Source organism: Burkholderia sp. L27(2015) (assembly GCF_009765705.1).
GTDB lineage: Bacteria > Pseudomonadota > Gammaproteobacteria > Burkholderiales > Burkholderiaceae > LMUX01.
This window is the reverse complement of record NZ_LMUX01000017.1, coordinates 313,892-329,657: the sequence shown is the minus strand read 5'-3', so window position 1 is coordinate 329,657 and position 15,766 is coordinate 313,892. Positions and strand designations below refer to the sequence as shown.

16 protein-coding genes are annotated in these 15,766 nt (G+C 57.4%); 7 read left to right on the top strand and 9 right to left on the bottom strand.

Translation table 11 applies throughout. The features are described 5' to 3' along the window. The first annotated feature begins 317 nt into the window (after positions 1 to 317). The gene (locus GSQ77_RS15010; RefSeq protein WP_158903539.1) at positions 318 to 1,850 is read left to right on the top strand and encodes a phospholipase D family protein; all 1,533 of its coding nucleotides are present in this window, start codon (positions 318 to 320) and stop codon (positions 1,848 to 1,850) included. Positions 1,851 to 1,956: 106 nt separating this feature from the next. On the opposite strand, the gene GSQ77_RS15005 is transcribed toward GSQ77_RS15010, so the two are convergent. The 4 genes from GSQ77_RS15005 to GSQ77_RS14990 all read right to left on the bottom strand — a co-directional run bounded on the left by GSQ77_RS15005 (position 1,957) and on the right by GSQ77_RS14990 (position 4,945). Beyond that, positions 1,957 to 2,670, bottom strand: coding sequence for a DJ-1/PfpI/YhbO family deglycase/protease (locus GSQ77_RS15005; RefSeq protein ID WP_158903538.1), 714 nt, complete (start codon positions 2,668 to 2,670; stop codon positions 1,957 to 1,959). A 10-nt stretch (positions 2,671 to 2,680) separates the two neighbouring features. Next, positions 2,681 to 3,313 (bottom strand): cysteine hydrolase family protein, encoded by a 633-nt coding sequence (locus GSQ77_RS15000; RefSeq protein ID WP_158903537.1) that lies wholly within the window; start codon positions 3,311 to 3,313, stop codon positions 2,681 to 2,683. Positions 3,314 to 3,367: 54 nt separating this feature from the next. Then, positions 3,368 to 3,715, bottom strand: a complete 348-nt coding sequence (locus GSQ77_RS14995) for an EthD domain-containing protein (protein ID WP_158903536.1) — start codon at positions 3,713 to 3,715, stop codon at positions 3,368 to 3,370. 327 nt (positions 3,716 to 4,042) lie between these two features. Continuing rightward, positions 4,043 to 4,945 carry a LysR family transcriptional regulator gene (locus tag GSQ77_RS14990; RefSeq protein WP_158903535.1) on the bottom strand — a complete coding sequence of 301 codons (903 nt, stop codon included), beginning with the start codon at positions 4,943 to 4,945 and terminating at the stop codon, positions 4,043 to 4,045. A gap of 360 nt (positions 4,946 to 5,305) precedes the next feature. Between GSQ77_RS14990 and GSQ77_RS14985 the strand changes: the two genes are divergently transcribed. Then, positions 5,306 to 6,058 carry a hypothetical protein gene (locus GSQ77_RS14985; RefSeq protein WP_158903534.1) on the top strand — a complete coding sequence of 251 codons (753 nt, stop codon included), beginning with the start codon at positions 5,306 to 5,308 and terminating at the stop codon, positions 6,056 to 6,058. Between the two features lie 43 nt (positions 6,059 to 6,101). Here GSQ77_RS14985 and GSQ77_RS14980 read toward each other — a convergent pair whose 3' ends face one another. Further along, on the bottom strand, positions 6,102 to 7,409 hold the full coding sequence (locus tag GSQ77_RS14980) for an MFS transporter (RefSeq protein WP_254067634.1): 1,308 nt from the start codon (positions 7,407 to 7,409) through the stop codon (positions 6,102 to 6,104). A gap of 161 nt (positions 7,410 to 7,570) precedes the next feature. Then, the gene (locus GSQ77_RS14975) at positions 7,571 to 8,554 is read right to left on the bottom strand and encodes a LysR family transcriptional regulator (RefSeq protein WP_254067633.1); all 984 of its coding nucleotides are present in this window, start codon (positions 8,552 to 8,554) and stop codon (positions 7,571 to 7,573) included. 119 nt (positions 8,555 to 8,673) lie between these two features. Here GSQ77_RS14975 and GSQ77_RS14970 point away from each other — a divergent pair, with 119 nt between their 5' ends. The 4 genes from GSQ77_RS14970 (at position 8,674) to GSQ77_RS14955 (ending at position 11,657) form a co-directional block, all read left to right on the top strand. Then, complete coding sequence (locus tag GSQ77_RS14970) at positions 8,674 to 9,546, top strand: alpha/beta fold hydrolase (protein WP_367889672.1); 873 nt, start codon at positions 8,674 to 8,676, stop codon at positions 9,544 to 9,546. Next, the gene (locus GSQ77_RS14965; protein ID WP_158903532.1) at positions 9,543 to 10,160 is read left to right on the top strand and encodes a DUF4286 family protein; all 618 of its coding nucleotides are present in this window, start codon (positions 9,543 to 9,545) and stop codon (positions 10,158 to 10,160) included. Before GSQ77_RS14970 ends, GSQ77_RS14965 begins: the two co-directional genes overlap by 4 nt. A 91-nt stretch (positions 10,161 to 10,251) precedes the next feature. Further along, positions 10,252 to 10,803 (top strand): carboxymuconolactone decarboxylase family protein, encoded by a 552-nt coding sequence (locus GSQ77_RS14960; protein WP_158903531.1) that lies wholly within the window; start codon positions 10,252 to 10,254, stop codon positions 10,801 to 10,803. A 5-nt stretch (positions 10,804 to 10,808) separates the two neighbouring features. Continuing rightward, a complete protein-coding gene (locus tag GSQ77_RS14955) occupies positions 10,809 to 11,657 on the top strand; it encodes an amidohydrolase (protein WP_301951156.1) in 849 nt (282 codons plus the stop codon). A gap of 108 nt (positions 11,658 to 11,765) precedes the next feature. Here the strand turns inward: GSQ77_RS14955 and GSQ77_RS14950 are convergent, their stop codons facing one another. The 3 genes from GSQ77_RS14950 to GSQ77_RS14940 form a co-directional block, all read right to left on the bottom strand. Then, a complete protein-coding gene (locus GSQ77_RS14950; RefSeq protein ID WP_367889671.1) occupies positions 11,766 to 13,013 on the bottom strand; it encodes a porin in 1,248 nt (415 codons plus the stop codon). A 200-nt stretch (positions 13,014 to 13,213) separates the two neighbouring features. After that, positions 13,214 to 13,645 carry a nuclear transport factor 2 family protein gene (locus GSQ77_RS14945; RefSeq protein ID WP_158903530.1) on the bottom strand — a complete coding sequence of 144 codons (432 nt, stop codon included), beginning with the start codon at positions 13,643 to 13,645 and terminating at the stop codon, positions 13,214 to 13,216. Continuing rightward, on the bottom strand, positions 13,642 to 15,099 hold the full coding sequence (locus tag GSQ77_RS14940) for an MFS transporter (protein WP_254067632.1): 1,458 nt from the start codon (positions 15,097 to 15,099) through the stop codon (positions 13,642 to 13,644). Before GSQ77_RS14940 ends, GSQ77_RS14945 begins: the two co-directional genes overlap by 4 nt. 158 nt (positions 15,100 to 15,257) lie before the next feature. Here GSQ77_RS14940 and GSQ77_RS14935 point away from each other — a divergent pair, with 158 nt between their 5' ends. Beyond that, complete coding sequence (locus GSQ77_RS14935; RefSeq protein WP_158903529.1) at positions 15,258 to 15,758, top strand: HU family DNA-binding protein; 501 nt, start codon at positions 15,258 to 15,260, stop codon at positions 15,756 to 15,758. The last annotated feature ends 8 nt before the right edge of the window (positions 15,759 to 15,766 follow it).

Below are 15,766 nucleotides of genomic sequence, written 5' to 3'. Positions count from 1 at the left end.
CACGCCGAGGCCGAAGATGAGGCTGGTCACCGGGCCTTAGCATTTCTGACTTGCCGAATCGCACGTTTTGCCAGCACACACCGCCGGCGGCACGATTCGTTGCGGTGCAGTAGCGTTCGTTTCAAGGCCAACCAATCCCAGACTCGACACATGGAGAGGATGAGATGCCACGGTCGGCCTCTCGCCTATGCGTTTCGCTGCGCGTTTTCGAGCAGCGACGGGCATTTCGCCTCATACTTTCGTCGTACGCAGACGTTCTCAAGCCCCAACTTGAACCTCTCTATGAGCCGCGAACTGTCAACGAATAGGAAGCGCTTATGAAGCTCGGCATTCTTTTCGCGTTCGCGATCAGCTTGGCCGGCTGTGCCTCGCTGCCACCGCTTGCGCAGCGAGCGCCCACGGTAGCGCTCGAGCCGCCGGCCGACTCACAATTGGCGCGGCTCGCCGCGAATTCGCTCCACACGCCGGGCGATTCCGGATTCCAGATCTTGCCGATTTCCTATGGCTCGATGGCCGCCCGGGTGATCCTCGCCAACCGGGCCGAGAAAACACTGGACGTCCAATACTACGAAATCGCGGCCGACACCACGGGTCAGTATTTTCTACGCGCGCTATATCGGGCGGCCAAGCGCGGCGTGCGGGTGCGTGTGTTGATCGATGACCTGCATACGGTGGGTGAAGATGCGCTGCTCTCGTCGCTCGCGGAGACTCCGAACATCGAGGTACGGTTGTTCAATCCCTTCCCGGCGGGGCGCTCCTCCATTCCCCTGCGCTTCGCCAGCTCGTTGACCGATCTGCAGCGCGACAATCATCGGATGCACAACAAACTCTTTATCGCCGATAACACGTTCGCCGTCATGGGTGGGCGCAATATCGCTGGCGAATATTTCTTCCGTAAACCCGATCATAATTTTCTCGACCTCGATTTGCTCGCGGCCGGACCCATAGTGCGGGATCTGTCCAAATCGTTCGATGCGTATTGGAACAGCGAGTATGCCTACCCAATTGCGCAGATCGCATCGCCAAGCTCGCGCGGACGATCTGAGCAGTACTTTATGGATCAGACCGGCGAGATAATGAAACCGGATCCCCCGGGAATGAATCTCGGCATGGAGCGTTACGAAGCGCTGGTCGATCAGTTGCGCGGCGATTCCGTGTCGCTGATCGAAGCTTCGGGACGCGTCGTGGCGGACATGCCCGATAAAATTGCCGGGTCCGGCCAGCGCGATCACGGCGATACGGCGCGTCGGGAATTTTCCGCTCTGGTGGCCACGACGCAACATGAATTCATGGCAATATCACCGTACTTCGTCCCGGGAAAGGAAGGCATCGCGCATATTGCCGCGATGCGTGAGCGCGGTGTGAAGGTGCTGGTGTTTACCAATTCGCTAGCATCCAACGACACCATATTGGCGCATATCGGTTACGCCCGTTATCGATTCCGTCTGCTGCATTTGGGTGTCGAGCTCTATGAGCTCGACCCAACCCAGCCGTTCAAGCGCGGCAAGTTCGGCGACTTTGGTGCCTCGCGCGCGCAGCTGCATGCCAAGTTGGCCACCTTCGACCGCAAGACCTTGTTCATCGGTTCGATGAACCTCGACAATCGCTCCGCCAATCTGAACACCGAGATTGCGGTCATCGTCAATAGCCCCGAACTCACCGAGGAAGTCAACGCACTGCTTGATTTAGGCAGTGCATATAACGTGCGTTTGACCAAAGATGGTCATCTCCAATGGGTGGGCTCGTCGGAAGAGTACGTGGAAGTGGTCAATCATGATCCGAACACCAGTGAGTGGGAGCGCGTGGGGGTTGAACTACTCGGCCCGCTGGTACCGGAGAGCATGCTGTAACGATGGCGTGAGAAGTATCAAGCAAGCATGTCCTGATGCGGGGTGAGCTAGGTCGCTCACGCTCACGCTCCCGCGAAAGAGTAAGTCGCTTTCTTATGACAGTCTGTCAGAGTTGGGCTCCGACTGCCGTAACGAATGGAGCCAAATCAGTGGGTGCGCGCGACGTGATAATTTTGCCATCCACGACCACGGGCTCGTCGACATAAGTAGCGCCAGCATTCGTCAGATCGTTCTTGGTCGCCCACCATGCGGTTGCGCGCTTGCCTTTCAGGAGGCCCGCATCCGCCAGAATCCAAGGCCCATGGCAGATCGCGGCGACCACTTTGTTTTGCTTCGCCATCTCGCGGACCAAGTCGAGAACGTGTGTATCGGCCCGAAGCGAATCGGGATTCCACACGCCGCCGGGGATGATCACCGCGTCATAGTCACTGGCCGAAACATCGTCCAAAAGCTTATCGAATGCGATCCATCCGGCCGTCTCGATAAAGTGTATCGTCAGAATGTGAGTCTCCCTGACGGCCGGAATTTGCACTCCGAACATGGGCGGAAATGACGGCTTTTTGGGCGCTATAAGATGGACTTGCGCGCCCCTTGATCGAAAGAAATGAAGTACCGTCATCAACTCGATTTCTTCCACTCCGTCGGTGGCAACGACAGCCAGGCGTTTTCCTGAATACGCTTCCGGGTTGGACGGTTGCTGCGTCCAGATATCGTAGATTTCCCGATTTTCGGGAGCACGGAGCATCTCCGCAGCCGAGAGACGGGGAACGGCCGCAGACGTTTCGGTCGCGAGCAATGCATTAAGCGAGATTTGGCTCAATTTTTTCTCCTCAAGTGTGCTTGATCGCCGCAATGGTGTCGGCGGCGCTGATGATGGCGGTGGCGTAATTGGGAAGATTGACTTCAAGTGTCGTGCGCATCTCCTCCCATTGGTAGCTGGCGATCGCATCCTTCACCAGAGTGACGTCGTATCCGAGCTCTGCGGCGTAACGCACTGTCGCCTCGATGCAGGTGTTCGCCTTTTGTCCGATCACGATCAATTTGTGGATACCGTGCTTCTTAAGCTGGAGATCCAGGTCTGTGTTGGCAAAACCACTGGAGCACCAGTGTTCTTGCGCAACCACTTCGCCGGGCAGTGGGGTGAATTCGTCGCGAAAGGTCCCGCCCCAGGTTCCAGCGCCAAAGATTCGCTTTTGGTGGGCGAACTTCTGAATAGGTGCGATGTACTTCCAGCCCTCGATTTCGTCCTCGGGCCCTCGGTCTCGGTGGTGCGGTGCGAAGAACACTCGTATGCCTGCGGCGCGTGCAGCCAGAAGGACCGCAAGCATGTTCGGTACACATTGAACCGCTTCTGCTATCTCTTTTATCAGCGGCCATAGAATGCCGCCCTCCGAGATAAAATCGTTATAAGGATCGACCACCAGAAGGCCCGTCAGATCCTTCTCGAACACTGGCGTACTCATCGTGAAATCTCCGTTTTAGGAAGAAACGTTGATCAAGGAGGGGGAGAGGTCACGTCATTGAGCCATGACACTGTATTCGTGGGTGTAGAGCAACTCGCAGCGCTTGCGGTCCATGAACGCCTCTTCGTCGGGGATCACGTTTTTCCTGTAGCCATCCGATTCGAAGAATGCCTTTGCCCCGGCGATGTCATCGAACCAAATTTCCGCGATGCCGTCGAAGTTCGAGGCTGTTGTCCCCGGTAACGAATCGCCGGTTCTATGATCTTGAATGTAGCGGCGAACGTATTTTTTCGACTCTGACTGGGCGGCGAAGAGGGGTGCATGAACTTCACGCCAATATTTGAGGTAGGCCTCGTAGGTGAGGTCACTGCGGCGCACCATGAGAATACTGAGCTTGAGCATTTTCATTCTCCTATCGATTGGGAAGAACCAAAAAATCTTCAACTCACCAATCTTCGAGAACACGATTTAGCCCTGCAGCCCTTTACGCGGACCATTTATCCAAATGGAACTGTAGCGGCGTTGTCAGGTGATAGTGATTAGCTTGATATAGAGCCTATGCCGAACGAGGCGTCGCAACAAACGAATAATTTGCATGATTTGCATGACTGACGAGCATGCTATTTGATGACTCTAAGGACATCGCAGTCGTCACTGAAGAAGCATCGTAACGGGGAGCTGTACGGTATTGCAGCTTGGTGCAGAGATGCACGCAAGCTCGTTCGCCGACTAAGTAGCGGCGTAGAGGGCGAAGCCGTCGGCAACGGTCGTTGCCAACGACTCGATTGCCCGTTTCAAGTTGCCGAACTCCTTGAGATGGACCAGCCAGATGTCCAGCGCCATACCGAAATCGGTGACTTCTACGATCGCGACGCCGTCGCGGTTGCCGCTGGCCTTGAGCGCACTGCGCGGCACGAGGCCAAGCCCCAGACCGGACGCGACCATGCGCAATTGGATCTCAATGCCGTAGGTGTCAACCGCGACACGCAGGCTGCCGTCCTGCTCACCCATGGCGCGTTCCAACTCGGCGCGATACCCGCAGCCCAGCGGGTTCAAGATCCAGTCTTGCTCTGCTAGCTCGGCAAGGAGGACCGGGTCACTCACCAGTGGGCGCCGACGGCTCTGCACGATCGCCACATCGACGGTGGCTATGATCCGGCCCATCAACGGCGGCGTCGGCCGTGTGTCCAGCGGTAGTATGACGATGGCGGCGTCGAGATCACCCGCGCCGACCTGGACGGCCAGTTGGTCGCCCCGGCCAGCGCGCACGCGAACGTCGAGTCCTGGAAACTCTCTTGCCACTTGCTCGACCGAGTCGGCCAGCATGACGTCGCCGATGGCCTGGGACATGCCGAACCGCAAGGTGCCGGTGGGCGACGCGTCTGGCCGGGTAATCGCCATCAGTTCATCGAGCGCGCGCAGGATCGGCAACGCTTGCTCATAGACGCGCTGGCCAAGCGCCGTAGCGGTTGGCGGACGCTGGGTCCGATCGAGCAATGTGCCGCCGAGTGCTTCTTCGAGTTGCTGAATACGGCGCGAGATGGCGGACTGCGTCAAGCATAGCCGAGACGCTGCTTTGGTCAGCGATTTGCTGTCGATGATGGCAGCTAAGGCTTTAAGGTTATCGATCATGATGCCTCGCTCTTGCGCGAGCTCTGAGTATAGTGCGTTTGCGGCACGTCAGGCTGACGACCCCTTGTATATCAACGTGACGGCTGCGGGCAAGATCGTTATGTGGCAAATGGTTACAGTGTGTCGCACACCGATGCGCGTTATATGACCGCGCATCGGTGTGCGGCGCGAACGCCGCGGGTCAAGCGCTGCCGGTCGGTCGACAGGATTCGTCGCACGAGCGGGGCAGTGTACCGGGGAGGCAAGCCGGCCGCCCGGCAGTGACTTGAAGGTGGATTTTAATTTTTTGAAATTTCTGCAAAACGGGTTTCTGCGCCGGACTCATGCATGATGCGTGCTGTACTTGCATGGTGTGATTCTATGAGTCATCGATTTCCTAAAGTCGTTTTGTGCCTCGGCTTACCCGGCAGCGCTTCGACCTGGGTATACAACATTGTGCGGTATTTACTGGGGCAGACCCAACGTTCAGTGGTGGCGTTTTACCTCGACGATAATTTTGCCGAGCTGCAGGCGGTGCTGGAGGCAAGCGAGCACCAAGTCGACTACGTGGTACTGAAGTCGCACAAAGCGGATTCCACACTCTTTGAATTCCTCTCGACGCATGCCTCTGGCTGTGTTCTGTCGGTGCGCGACCCGCGCGATTGCATGGTGTCTTTGATGGAGCGCTTCGATGTTTCGTTTGAAGATGCTTTGCTTGCTCTGCAAAGAAGCTGCGCGTCGCTGACGATGTACCAGGCGCTGGGCGTGCCGCTGTTGCGCTATGAGGACCATTTCTACCGCTCTACCGAAACGATTCTCGCCCTGAAGGACTATTTAGGTGTGACCGTACCGGTTGATCTTGGGATGGTGCAGCATTTGCATTCGCAGGCTGTCGTTGAACGTCTGATCGGCAGGTTCCAATACCTGCCGCCAGGCCGGATTAGGAAGTCCGGCAATGACGAATATGATTTGATCAGTCACTGGCATCGCAAGCACTTTGGCGATGGCTTGAGCGGTAAATGGCACACCCGCTTGACGGCGCAACAAACTGCACAAGCCTGCCTTACCCTGGCCGACTCACTGGAAAAGTGGGGTTATACCGGTGGTTCGGGCTCGCTCAAAAAATCTCAATGATCTCGCTTCGTGGGCAGATAGGCATTTGCATTGCGCCCCTGGTTCAGGCTTGTGCAAACTTCTCTTTAAACACCATGAGTGCGCAGAAGCTCAGCAGGCATGCAAATACAACATACCAAGCCGCAGACATGGGATCGCCGGTCCATTTGACTAACCCCGTGCAGATGAATTGAGCCGTGCCGCCAAACAGCGCGACGCCTAATGCGTAAGAGAGTGCAAGGCCGCTGGCCCGCACCCGGGCAGGAAGCGCCTCAAGTATCAATACGGTGCCGGCACTGGCGCCGAGCGCCAATAATGCGCTTATGACGCCGACGCTACACAGGACTGACCACACGCTATGCATGCGGGTAATCATCAGAAAGGCCGGGTAGACCAGCAATGCCATGCATCCCGAGGTGAGCAGAACCAGTGGCTTACGGCGAGGCAATCGGTCTGCCAGCAGGCCGGACAAAGGCGAGATAACGACCAGCAGCAGCGCGGATAGCACGGATGACAGAAATCCGGTGCTGGCTGGCATATGCATTACCCGAGTCAAATAACTCGGCATGTAAAAAACGATGGCGTAAGTCGGTACCGTTCGCCCCATTATCATCAGGGTTGCCAGGATCAGTGCCCTGCCATGTTCACGAAACAACTCGGTAAATACCGCACTGGTCTTGCGCCCATTTGCGTCACGGATGGTGGTCTCGCGCAACTGACGCCGAACATATAATCCGATCGGCACGATCAGAAGACCGATCAGAAAAGGAATGCGCCAACCCCACTCAGCGAGATGGGATGGCGACACAATACGCGTGAGTAGCGCACCCAGTGACGCGCCCAGCAATGCTGCCGCGCCCTGAGCGGCAAGCTGCCAACCGATCAGATAGCCCCGCCGCGACAGCGGCCCCGCTTCCATGACGAAGGACGCAGTTGCGCCGATCTCACCGCCGGCGGCGAGACCTTGCAGCACTCGACCAGCAATGACAATCAGCGGCGCCGCCACACCGATCGAGGCAAAAGACGGGCAAGCCCCGATCGCCGCCGTGCCCAAGGCCATCATCCAACTGGTCGTCGTCATTGCCGCACGGCGTCCGACGCGGTCCGCATAGCTGCCGATTATCATCGCGCCAAGAGGGCGCATGAAAAAGCCGACGCCGAATGTAGCGACGGCCAACAGTAACGATGTCATCGGATCTCGGGCCGGGAAAAACTGGTCGCCGATCTGCACCGCGAAGAACCCGAACACGGTGAAATCGAAGATTTCCAGACCGTTGACGAGCGACGCTGCGATAACCATTCTGAGCAATTCACCGCGATGCATTTCCTTCGCGGCCGGCGGTGAATACGTCACGCCCGGCATTGTGCTCATTTTTATTTCTCAATCGGGGAGTAGCGCATGGGCAAGGTTGGAGAGGCTTATTGGGTGTGCAGCCTGCGTATCTCGCGTAAGCCGGACAGCTCTTTCGCGCGCAGCTATACCAGCCCTAATTACTTTACCATCAACAAATTATTCGCGCAGCGGCTGGCCGGTCAGGGCAAGACCGACATCTCCTCGTCGGGCGATTCAAGCGCTACCCACGAAACCTGCGCCTGCCAAGCGTCGCTCACGACGAGTTCGTGAAGCTTGTCCGAAACAACGTTGAACATGGCATCAATGACGGGAGATTTGCGAACGTCCCGGAGTGTCGCAATCGATACCGTTGAGCGAATCGCGGGGCGCTCAATTGCGACTGCATGTAGGCGACCGCGAGCGACATCGTCTTGTACGGCCGTATAGGTAAGCAGGGAATAGCCGAAACCTTGTGCGACCAACGCCTTGGTCAATGGCACACTGTCCACTTCGAGCACGATGCGCAAATGCACGTCGTGCTGCACCGCGGCACGCTCGATGACACGCCGGTTAGCGTGCGGAAGTCCGGGCAGAATCAAGGGCAGGTCGGCCAAATCCCGGATCCGGAATGGCGCGGCCAGCGGGGGGCGGTCCGATTCCGGTGGGCAGACGACGACCATGGGCTCGGTGAACATCGACGCAATATCGAGTGCATCGAGCGGCGGTTGGTTATAAACGACGGCGAGGTCGACACGGCGGTCAATCAGCCATTCTTGCAGCGAGGTACTTAGCCCCTCGCGAACATGAATGGATACGCTGGGCCAGCGGCTAGCGAATGACTCAATGACGCGCGGCAGCAGTGGGACGCCTATGGCCGGCGGCATCCCGATCGTGATGTGGCCACTCAAACCGTCCCCTGCCGCACGAACCTGGTCGCCCGCCTGGCGAACGTAATGTGTGATCATTTCCGCCCGGTCGAGCAGCAAAGCACCCGCATTCGTCAGCTTGATGCCACGCCCATGTCGTACGAATAACTGTACGCCGAGCTCTTGTTCGAGCTTGGTAATCTGGCGGCTTAATGCAGGTTGTGCGATATAGAGCTCGGCTGCGGCGCGGCTGAAACTACCTGCACGGGCGATCTGTATGAAATAGCGTAATTCACGGATGTCGATGGTACTCTCCAAAAATACGGAAGGACAAGAAGCTATGCTGATCCGGTATAGATTGCCATCGCAAAACGGTTTTTGTCAATGTAAGAGCCTGCGTGCACAGTATCGCTAAGTTAGCCCTATGCCCTTGTAAGATGACCTTTAATTTCCGCTGGACACGAAACGATTCCATCAGTTTGCGCTATACCATCGCCGGACACGGTAAGCGCAGTATGGTCATGCTCCATGAACTGGGGGGGAGTCTCGAAAGCTGGGATGAAGCAATCGAGCCGCTTGTGGCCGATTTCACCATCCTTCGATTGGATCAACGTGGCCACGGCGGCTCGGAGAAAGTCCGTGAGCCGATGACACTGGAGCAACTTGCCGACGATCTTGACATGGTACTGATTGAGTCGAAGCTACCTCAGCCGTATTGGCTGGTCGCGGCGGCTGCAGGTGCAGCAGTCGCGCTAATCCATGCGTTACGATATCCGGAACGAGTGGCCGGTATGGTGCTGTGCGCGCCGGCGCTCGAAGCCGATGCGGCACGTCGTACCTATCTGGAACAGCGATCGGATCTAGCCGTTAATCATGGCATGCGCGCAATCGAGGCGGCGACCCTGGACCGCTCATACCCGGTGGCGTTGCGACAGCGGGGAGGGGCGGCTAGATTCGAAACGTATCGAGCACGTTTTCTCGGGAATGATCCGGTGGCTTACGGTCTTGCCAATCGGGCCTTGGGCAGCGCGCAGTTGCGCGATGGTCTGGCTCGATCTCATGTTGCATGCTTAATGGTTGCCGGTACGCATGACCCTCTGCGTCCACCCCTGCATGTCGCTGAATTGGCCGCGCTGTGGGGTGACCCACAGCGCGTCGAATTTGCCGAGCTTGACTGCGGCCATCTGGTGGCGGTGCAGGCGCCTGACGAGCTGGCTCGAATGATTATCGACTTCGTGCAGCGTCAAGAAGAGAATGGCGATGTGGATGGTCTTGCCTCATCCTTGGCATCGGGGAGGGCGCAGATATGACGTCGCGCGCGCTGCTGCTCGTCACAATGGAGCCTCCTGCTTCGCTCGAGGAAGAATTCAACGACTGGTACGACCTTGAGCATTTCCCTCAACGCTCAGCAATCCCCGGGTTTGAATCGGCGTCCCGCTGGGTGTGCCTGGACGGCTGGCCTCGCTGGTTGGCACTTTACGACCTTACGTCGACAGCGGCACTTGAAAGCGATGCGTATCTGAGCGTATCGGGTCCACGCTCCACGCCATGGAGTCGCCGGATATTGCCCCGAACCATCGGGCGAACTCGTGTTATTGCACAGGCATTCGAGTCGCAGGACTCATTGCAGCATGATCCTAAAAATTCAGCCTGCCTGGCGTGGCTCGGTTTCGCAATCCAAAACCAAGATGAAGCGGCAGGTATCATCCGTGGCATTCGCGATGTGTGGGGCACTCATCCCGATTTGAGTCAGCTCCGTAGTTTCGTCTCCCAGGACGATGCTGGGCACATCACAAAATTGTGGGTTTTCGCAACGTTTGCATCAGCCATGAGCGTAGTCGAGTTGCGCGCGCTTCTCGGCCGACCGGCGGGACGGGCACCTTCGACATTCAATCTGTATGCGCCGTACTGGCGTAATCCGTAACGGCCAATTTTCCCTTCCCTCCTCGCCTTGAGAAACGGGGGGGCGCCCGTCCGATCGGACTGATAGCCATCGATTTTTTGTGGAGAGACTCATGAAACAGCGGATTTCCGGTCCAGTGCCGGAAGCCATGAGCGACGCACAGCGTCGCATCTATGACGAGATTGCCTCCGGGCCGCGCAAGGGAGTGCGTGGTCCCCTTGCCGTCTGGCTCAACAACCCTGGTCTAGCCGAGTATGCGCAATCGCTGGGACGCTACTGCAGATACGAGACGGCGCTTTCACCGCGCCTCTCGGAGTTGGCGATATTGACGATGGCGAGGTTGTGGAACTCCGAATACGAGTGGTATGCACACAAGCCCATCGCACTCAAAGCGGGTGTCGCTGCGAATACCGTCGAGGCCATCAGAACGCGCCAATTGTTCTCGGGCCAGAAGGACGAGGAACTCGTACATTCGTTTCTCGTTGTCCTGCATCAAACACGTGAAATTCCGGATGCGCTGTATGCGCAAGCCGTTCAGGAATTGGGTGAAACAGCGGTCATCGATCTGGTTGGATTGGCCGGGTACTACACACTGATTTCGATGACCATCAACGTATTTCAGGTCGGATTGCCCGACGGCATTGCTCACGAGCTTAACGGGTAGGGTGTGTGATACAAGATCCATTAAAACCAGGCCAATTTCCCCAGATCCCCAATGGGGCATGGGACTGCCACACGCACGTATTTGGCCCATGGGTGCAATTCCCATTACCGGCTGAGGCGGCATATCGACCGGCCGAAGCCCCCTTCGAGTCGCTAAAGGCGCTTCATGGTCGACTCGGCATTACGAACGGTGTGCTGGTACAGGCTGCGGCTTATGGCTCGGATCATACGGCACTGGTTGCGGCACTACGCGCGAGTGCGGGAAGGTATCGGGGTATTGCCCTGATTGAGCCAGATGTCGACCAAATAACGCTGGGTCAGCTTCACGAGGCGGGTGTCCGGGGGGCTAGGCTAAACGTCGTGCCACACCTGCCGGGTGGCACGGATCCAGGGAGAATGAAGGCGATCGCAGCGCGTATCCGCACGCATGGATGGCACCTGCTCGTACACGGCAAGCTCAATGAAGTCTTGCTGGCGCTTCGCGCCCTGGAGAATAGCGATATTCCCGTTGTCATCGATCACATGGCGCGGGTTGAGGCAGAACTCGGGGTCGATTATTCGGAGTTTGCTGAACTTGAAGAGAGTCTGGCACGTCCCGATCGGTGGATCAAGGTGTCCGGCGCAGATCGCATTTCGCGTGGAGTACCGCCCTTCGACGACGCTGCCCCAATTATCCGGCGCTTACTTCAGGTTGCCCCGACCCGCACGCTTTGGGGGAGTGACTGGCCTCACCCAAACATTACGACCCCTTGGCCCGACGAGGCAGCGCTGTTGTTGTTGCTCGAAGCTATCTGTGAAGGACGGGATCACTTTGTGCGAGTGCTCACGGAGAATCCGCTAGCCTTATATCGCTGACGGAATCGGGTACGGTGGCAAACGGAATGTCGTACGTTAAGCGGGTGAGCATGTGGCTCACCCGCTTAGGTACCACCTTAAACATCCCCTTAAGCATCACCTGAGATATCAGAAGCGTGTACGCAGAGCAACGCGTAGGCCAACCTGTTTGTCGGTAGAGGAGGGCGTCAGTCCATCAATCGATGCGTGTGCGACAGCCCCTGTTGAGTCCGTTCCACTTGCATGCTGAAAGACTCCCACGAAGTAGACATCGGTGCGTCTGCTGAAGGCGTAATCCACCCCACCTTCAAGTTGGTTGTAGGTCGCGCCTATGTCTGTGCCATCGGCGGTCCTGACGGAAGTCCCCTTGACCAAATTATAGGCAGCGCCGAGTAGCAGGGCAGGCGTCAGTTGATATTTAAAGTTGAGTTCGATGCTATTGAATCCAGCGGCACTTCCTGGCGAGAACGTCGGCGTACCCGAAACCGCCAATACCCCAAGATTCTGAAACCGTACGTTGGAATAGATGATGCCTGCTCGTGCGGCACCAAACGCATAGGCTGCGCCAACGGCGGCAATCTGTTCATTGCCTGCTGAAGCGAATCCGGAAAAGGCCGGGCGGGTGCTGCCAATATTGTTGGTATTCGGTGCCCCGGTACTTGTGACAGAGGTCGACGTCAGGGCGTTACCGTTGCCGCCGAAAAAGCCATAGTTAGGATCCTTCGCGTCCAAATAGGCGGCGGCAATCACGATGGGACCACTCGCATAATCTGCACCGAATGCCAGGACCTGGTTGCGGGTGACGTCGCCGGCTACACCACCGAGGCTGTATATCCCGCCGACCCGGAAACCGCCATATCGCTGAGTGTTGAACTTGATCGAGTTGTTAAGCCGGTTCGTATCGACGATGTTATCGACCTCGTCGGCGTGTCCCATCATATAGCCGCCCCACTGCGCCGCGGCCGACAGCGGTTGAAGATAGTCGGCGAGCGAGTCGTACTGCCGCCCGAAGGTCAGTGTGCCGAGGCCGCTGTTCAGGCCGACATAGGCTTGGCGCCCGAACATCAGGCCTCCCTGCTGGAGACCGCCATTGGGTAGCGTATAGCCGTTCTCGAGAACGAATATGGCGCTCAGGCCGTCGCCTAGTTGCTCGATGCCGCGAAAGCCGAGGCGGCTTCCGGTTGCCCCCGTATTGTTGCCATCCTGTTGGACAATCGACGAATGCCCTGCCGCACTGTTGGTGTAAGTGATGCCGTCGTCGAGTATTCCATACAGCGTGACTGAGCTTTGCGCCTGGGCCACATCGGGAAGGGCAAGGATGCTCGATGTACTCACCAGCATCAGGCATGCAGCGCGGATAAAGTGATTGGATTGCACGGACTATGTCTCCTGTGTCGTTAGGTTATTTTTATCTTGCGTCTCGGATATCACGAGAGCGGTCATATGCGGCGAGTCGGGGCGAGTTGGGGCAAGCGCGGACCCAGCCGGTCACGGCTGCGCATGCGCTTCACGTTGTTGAATCGGTAATTCAGGCGGTGTAGGTATGCATTACCGTCTGAGGGGCGACACCGTGTGCTTCAGCTACTCTTAGTAGAGAGCAGCCCGCTTTCGCCCGCGATATCGTGGGATAGCCTTCTCGATTTGAATAGCCAGCGACCGTCGTGGCGAATGACTTCATCTTCATAGCGACCGGCAACTGCGATCGCCGGCCCGCCGCGACTGTCACGTACCACCATGAAATATGAGCGAACCATCGCTTTGTCTCCATGGAGCGTAATCAAGATGTTCGTTGTCAGATGACGGCGTCGTGTACCGGGGCCCGGCACAGGTACAAGTTCCCTCAACAACTGCTCGATGGCGGCGCGACCCGTGGCTTCGCCATTGCGCGAACTCCACGTACCGTCTTCTGCGAAGAGGGCGGCAAACTCCGTCAATTGATAGTCGTCGAGCAGAAAGCAGTACTGCGCCAGCAGTTCCCGGATATCGTCTTTGTCGTCTGAGGTACTCACGCTTTGGCTCCAGAAGTCGATTTAAGCAGCGCGGCATCGGCGGGTGATGCAGGGGCGATCGGCTTGCGCGTCATGGTGAGGCAGATCGTTGCGCCCAATACCAGAAGCAATCCCGCGATGACAAATGCGGCGTTGTAACTGCCCGTGATGGATACGACGTAACCCGTTGCAATCGGGGCGATCACCCCAAAGAGGTTTCCGCCCGTGACGAGAAAACCGTGGGCGCGACCCGTATTGGCCGGATTGGGGAGTAGGTCGCTGAGTAAGGCGATGTTGAGTCCAACCGTGCTGCCGATACTGGTGAGCGAGAAAGAAAACAGTGCGAGCACGAGGGCGGTATTGGTTACCAGCGGCGTGACCAGAATGCAGGCCGAACAGAGCAATAAGACCGCCACCATGTTTCGACGACGACCGGAGTCGATCGGTGCGTTACGTAACAGACGATCGCTCAGCCAGCCCATGCAGATGGTGCCGGGAACGGCGACAGCATACGGTACGGCTGTATAAAAGCCCGTCTTCAGTACCGTGAGGCCGTGAACCGCCTGCAGATAACTGGGCAGCCAACTGAGAAACAAATAGACGGTGTAGACCGCGCATCCTTGAACGATGAACAATCCCCAGAGGCTGGTGCAACGAAGTAGCGCGGGCAATGACGCTGCGGTGCTGGGGTCGGCGCTGCCGCCGCGTTGCGACAGAATCATCGCGCGTTCGGTGTTGCTGATGTAGGGCGCTTTTTCTGGAGACCTGTAGACGAGCAGCCAAACGACGACCCATGTGAAACCGATGATGGCGGAAACGTAGAACCCACCGCGCCATCCGATCGCGCTGATCAGCGCACCCATGAGGACGGAGCCGATCGCGGGGCCGGCATAGCCGCCGCAGTTGAATACGGTCGTGGCGAATCCGCGTTCACGGGCGGGCATCCATTCGCGTATGGTTCTGGCACCGGCTGGATAGGTTGATGCTTCACCGAAGCCCATCAACAGTCTGGACAAAATAGCCGTCGAAAAGCCGCCGGAAAACCCGGTAAGCACCGTGGCAAATGACCAGAGCGCCATGCCGGAGGCGGTCGCGCGTTTGGTGCCAATGCGATCGACGAGCATGCCCCAGGGAAGGACAAAGACCAGGTAGGTCCAGAGAAACGCAGAGAAGAGATAGCCTAGCTGGATCGTTGAGAGCCCAAACTCGTGGGCGATTGGGGTCGCCGCCACCGAAAGTACGACACGGTCGATGTAGTTGATCGAGCATCCGGAAAATAGCAGCAGATAAATGACAATCCGGCCTGCTTTCATTGAGGTGTCTCCATTTTGAGTCCTATTATGTAGTGCATGTTGCTTTGGATTTTCAGCACTTTGCGGCATTACCCAGGGTTTGTAAAAAACCTTTGGGGAATCGGAACCTATGCTGATTGGGTATGGGAGGGCAATGAAAGAGGAGATGTTTTCCTGCGGCAAGGGTAAGTCTCGCGGGCTAATTCATGGACTCAGACGTTGCGCCTTCATGCCGGTATTGGTACGCTGGCGCCCAACCCGAGGATTTGTACCTTTGCGTTAGTCGGTGACGGCGCAGAGGCAAAAGTCTTGGACAAACTTTGACTAGAAGCGAGGAATTTATGGCAACAACTGCTAGCAAGAAAGCTGGGGCTCCCGTCACGAAGAAAGCGGCGGCACCTGCTGCAAAGAAAGCGGCAGCACCCGCTGCAAAGAAAGCGGCGCCGGCCAGCAAGAAAGCTGCTGCACCAGTGGCGAAGAAAGCATCCGCACCCGCTGCAAAAAACACCGTTGCGGCAGCGCCCCTGAAACCTATCAAGGATACGTTCACCAAGGCATCGCTGATCGTTCATCTGGCTGAGCGCTCAGGCGTCGAGCCGAAGGCGGCCAAGGCGTTGTTGACGGCGCTCGAAGAAACGGTGCTTGCATCGATACACAAAAAGGGCGCGAAGGAGTTCACGCTGCCAGGCTTGCTGAAAGTTGTCGCGCAAGATGTGCCGGCCAAGAAGAAGCGTTTCGGCAAGGACCCGTTCACGGGTGAAGACAAATGGTTTGCGGCGAAGCCAGCATCGGTCCGACTCAAGGTGCGCCCGCTGAAGAAGTTGAAGGACGCCGCACTATAAACGAAAGT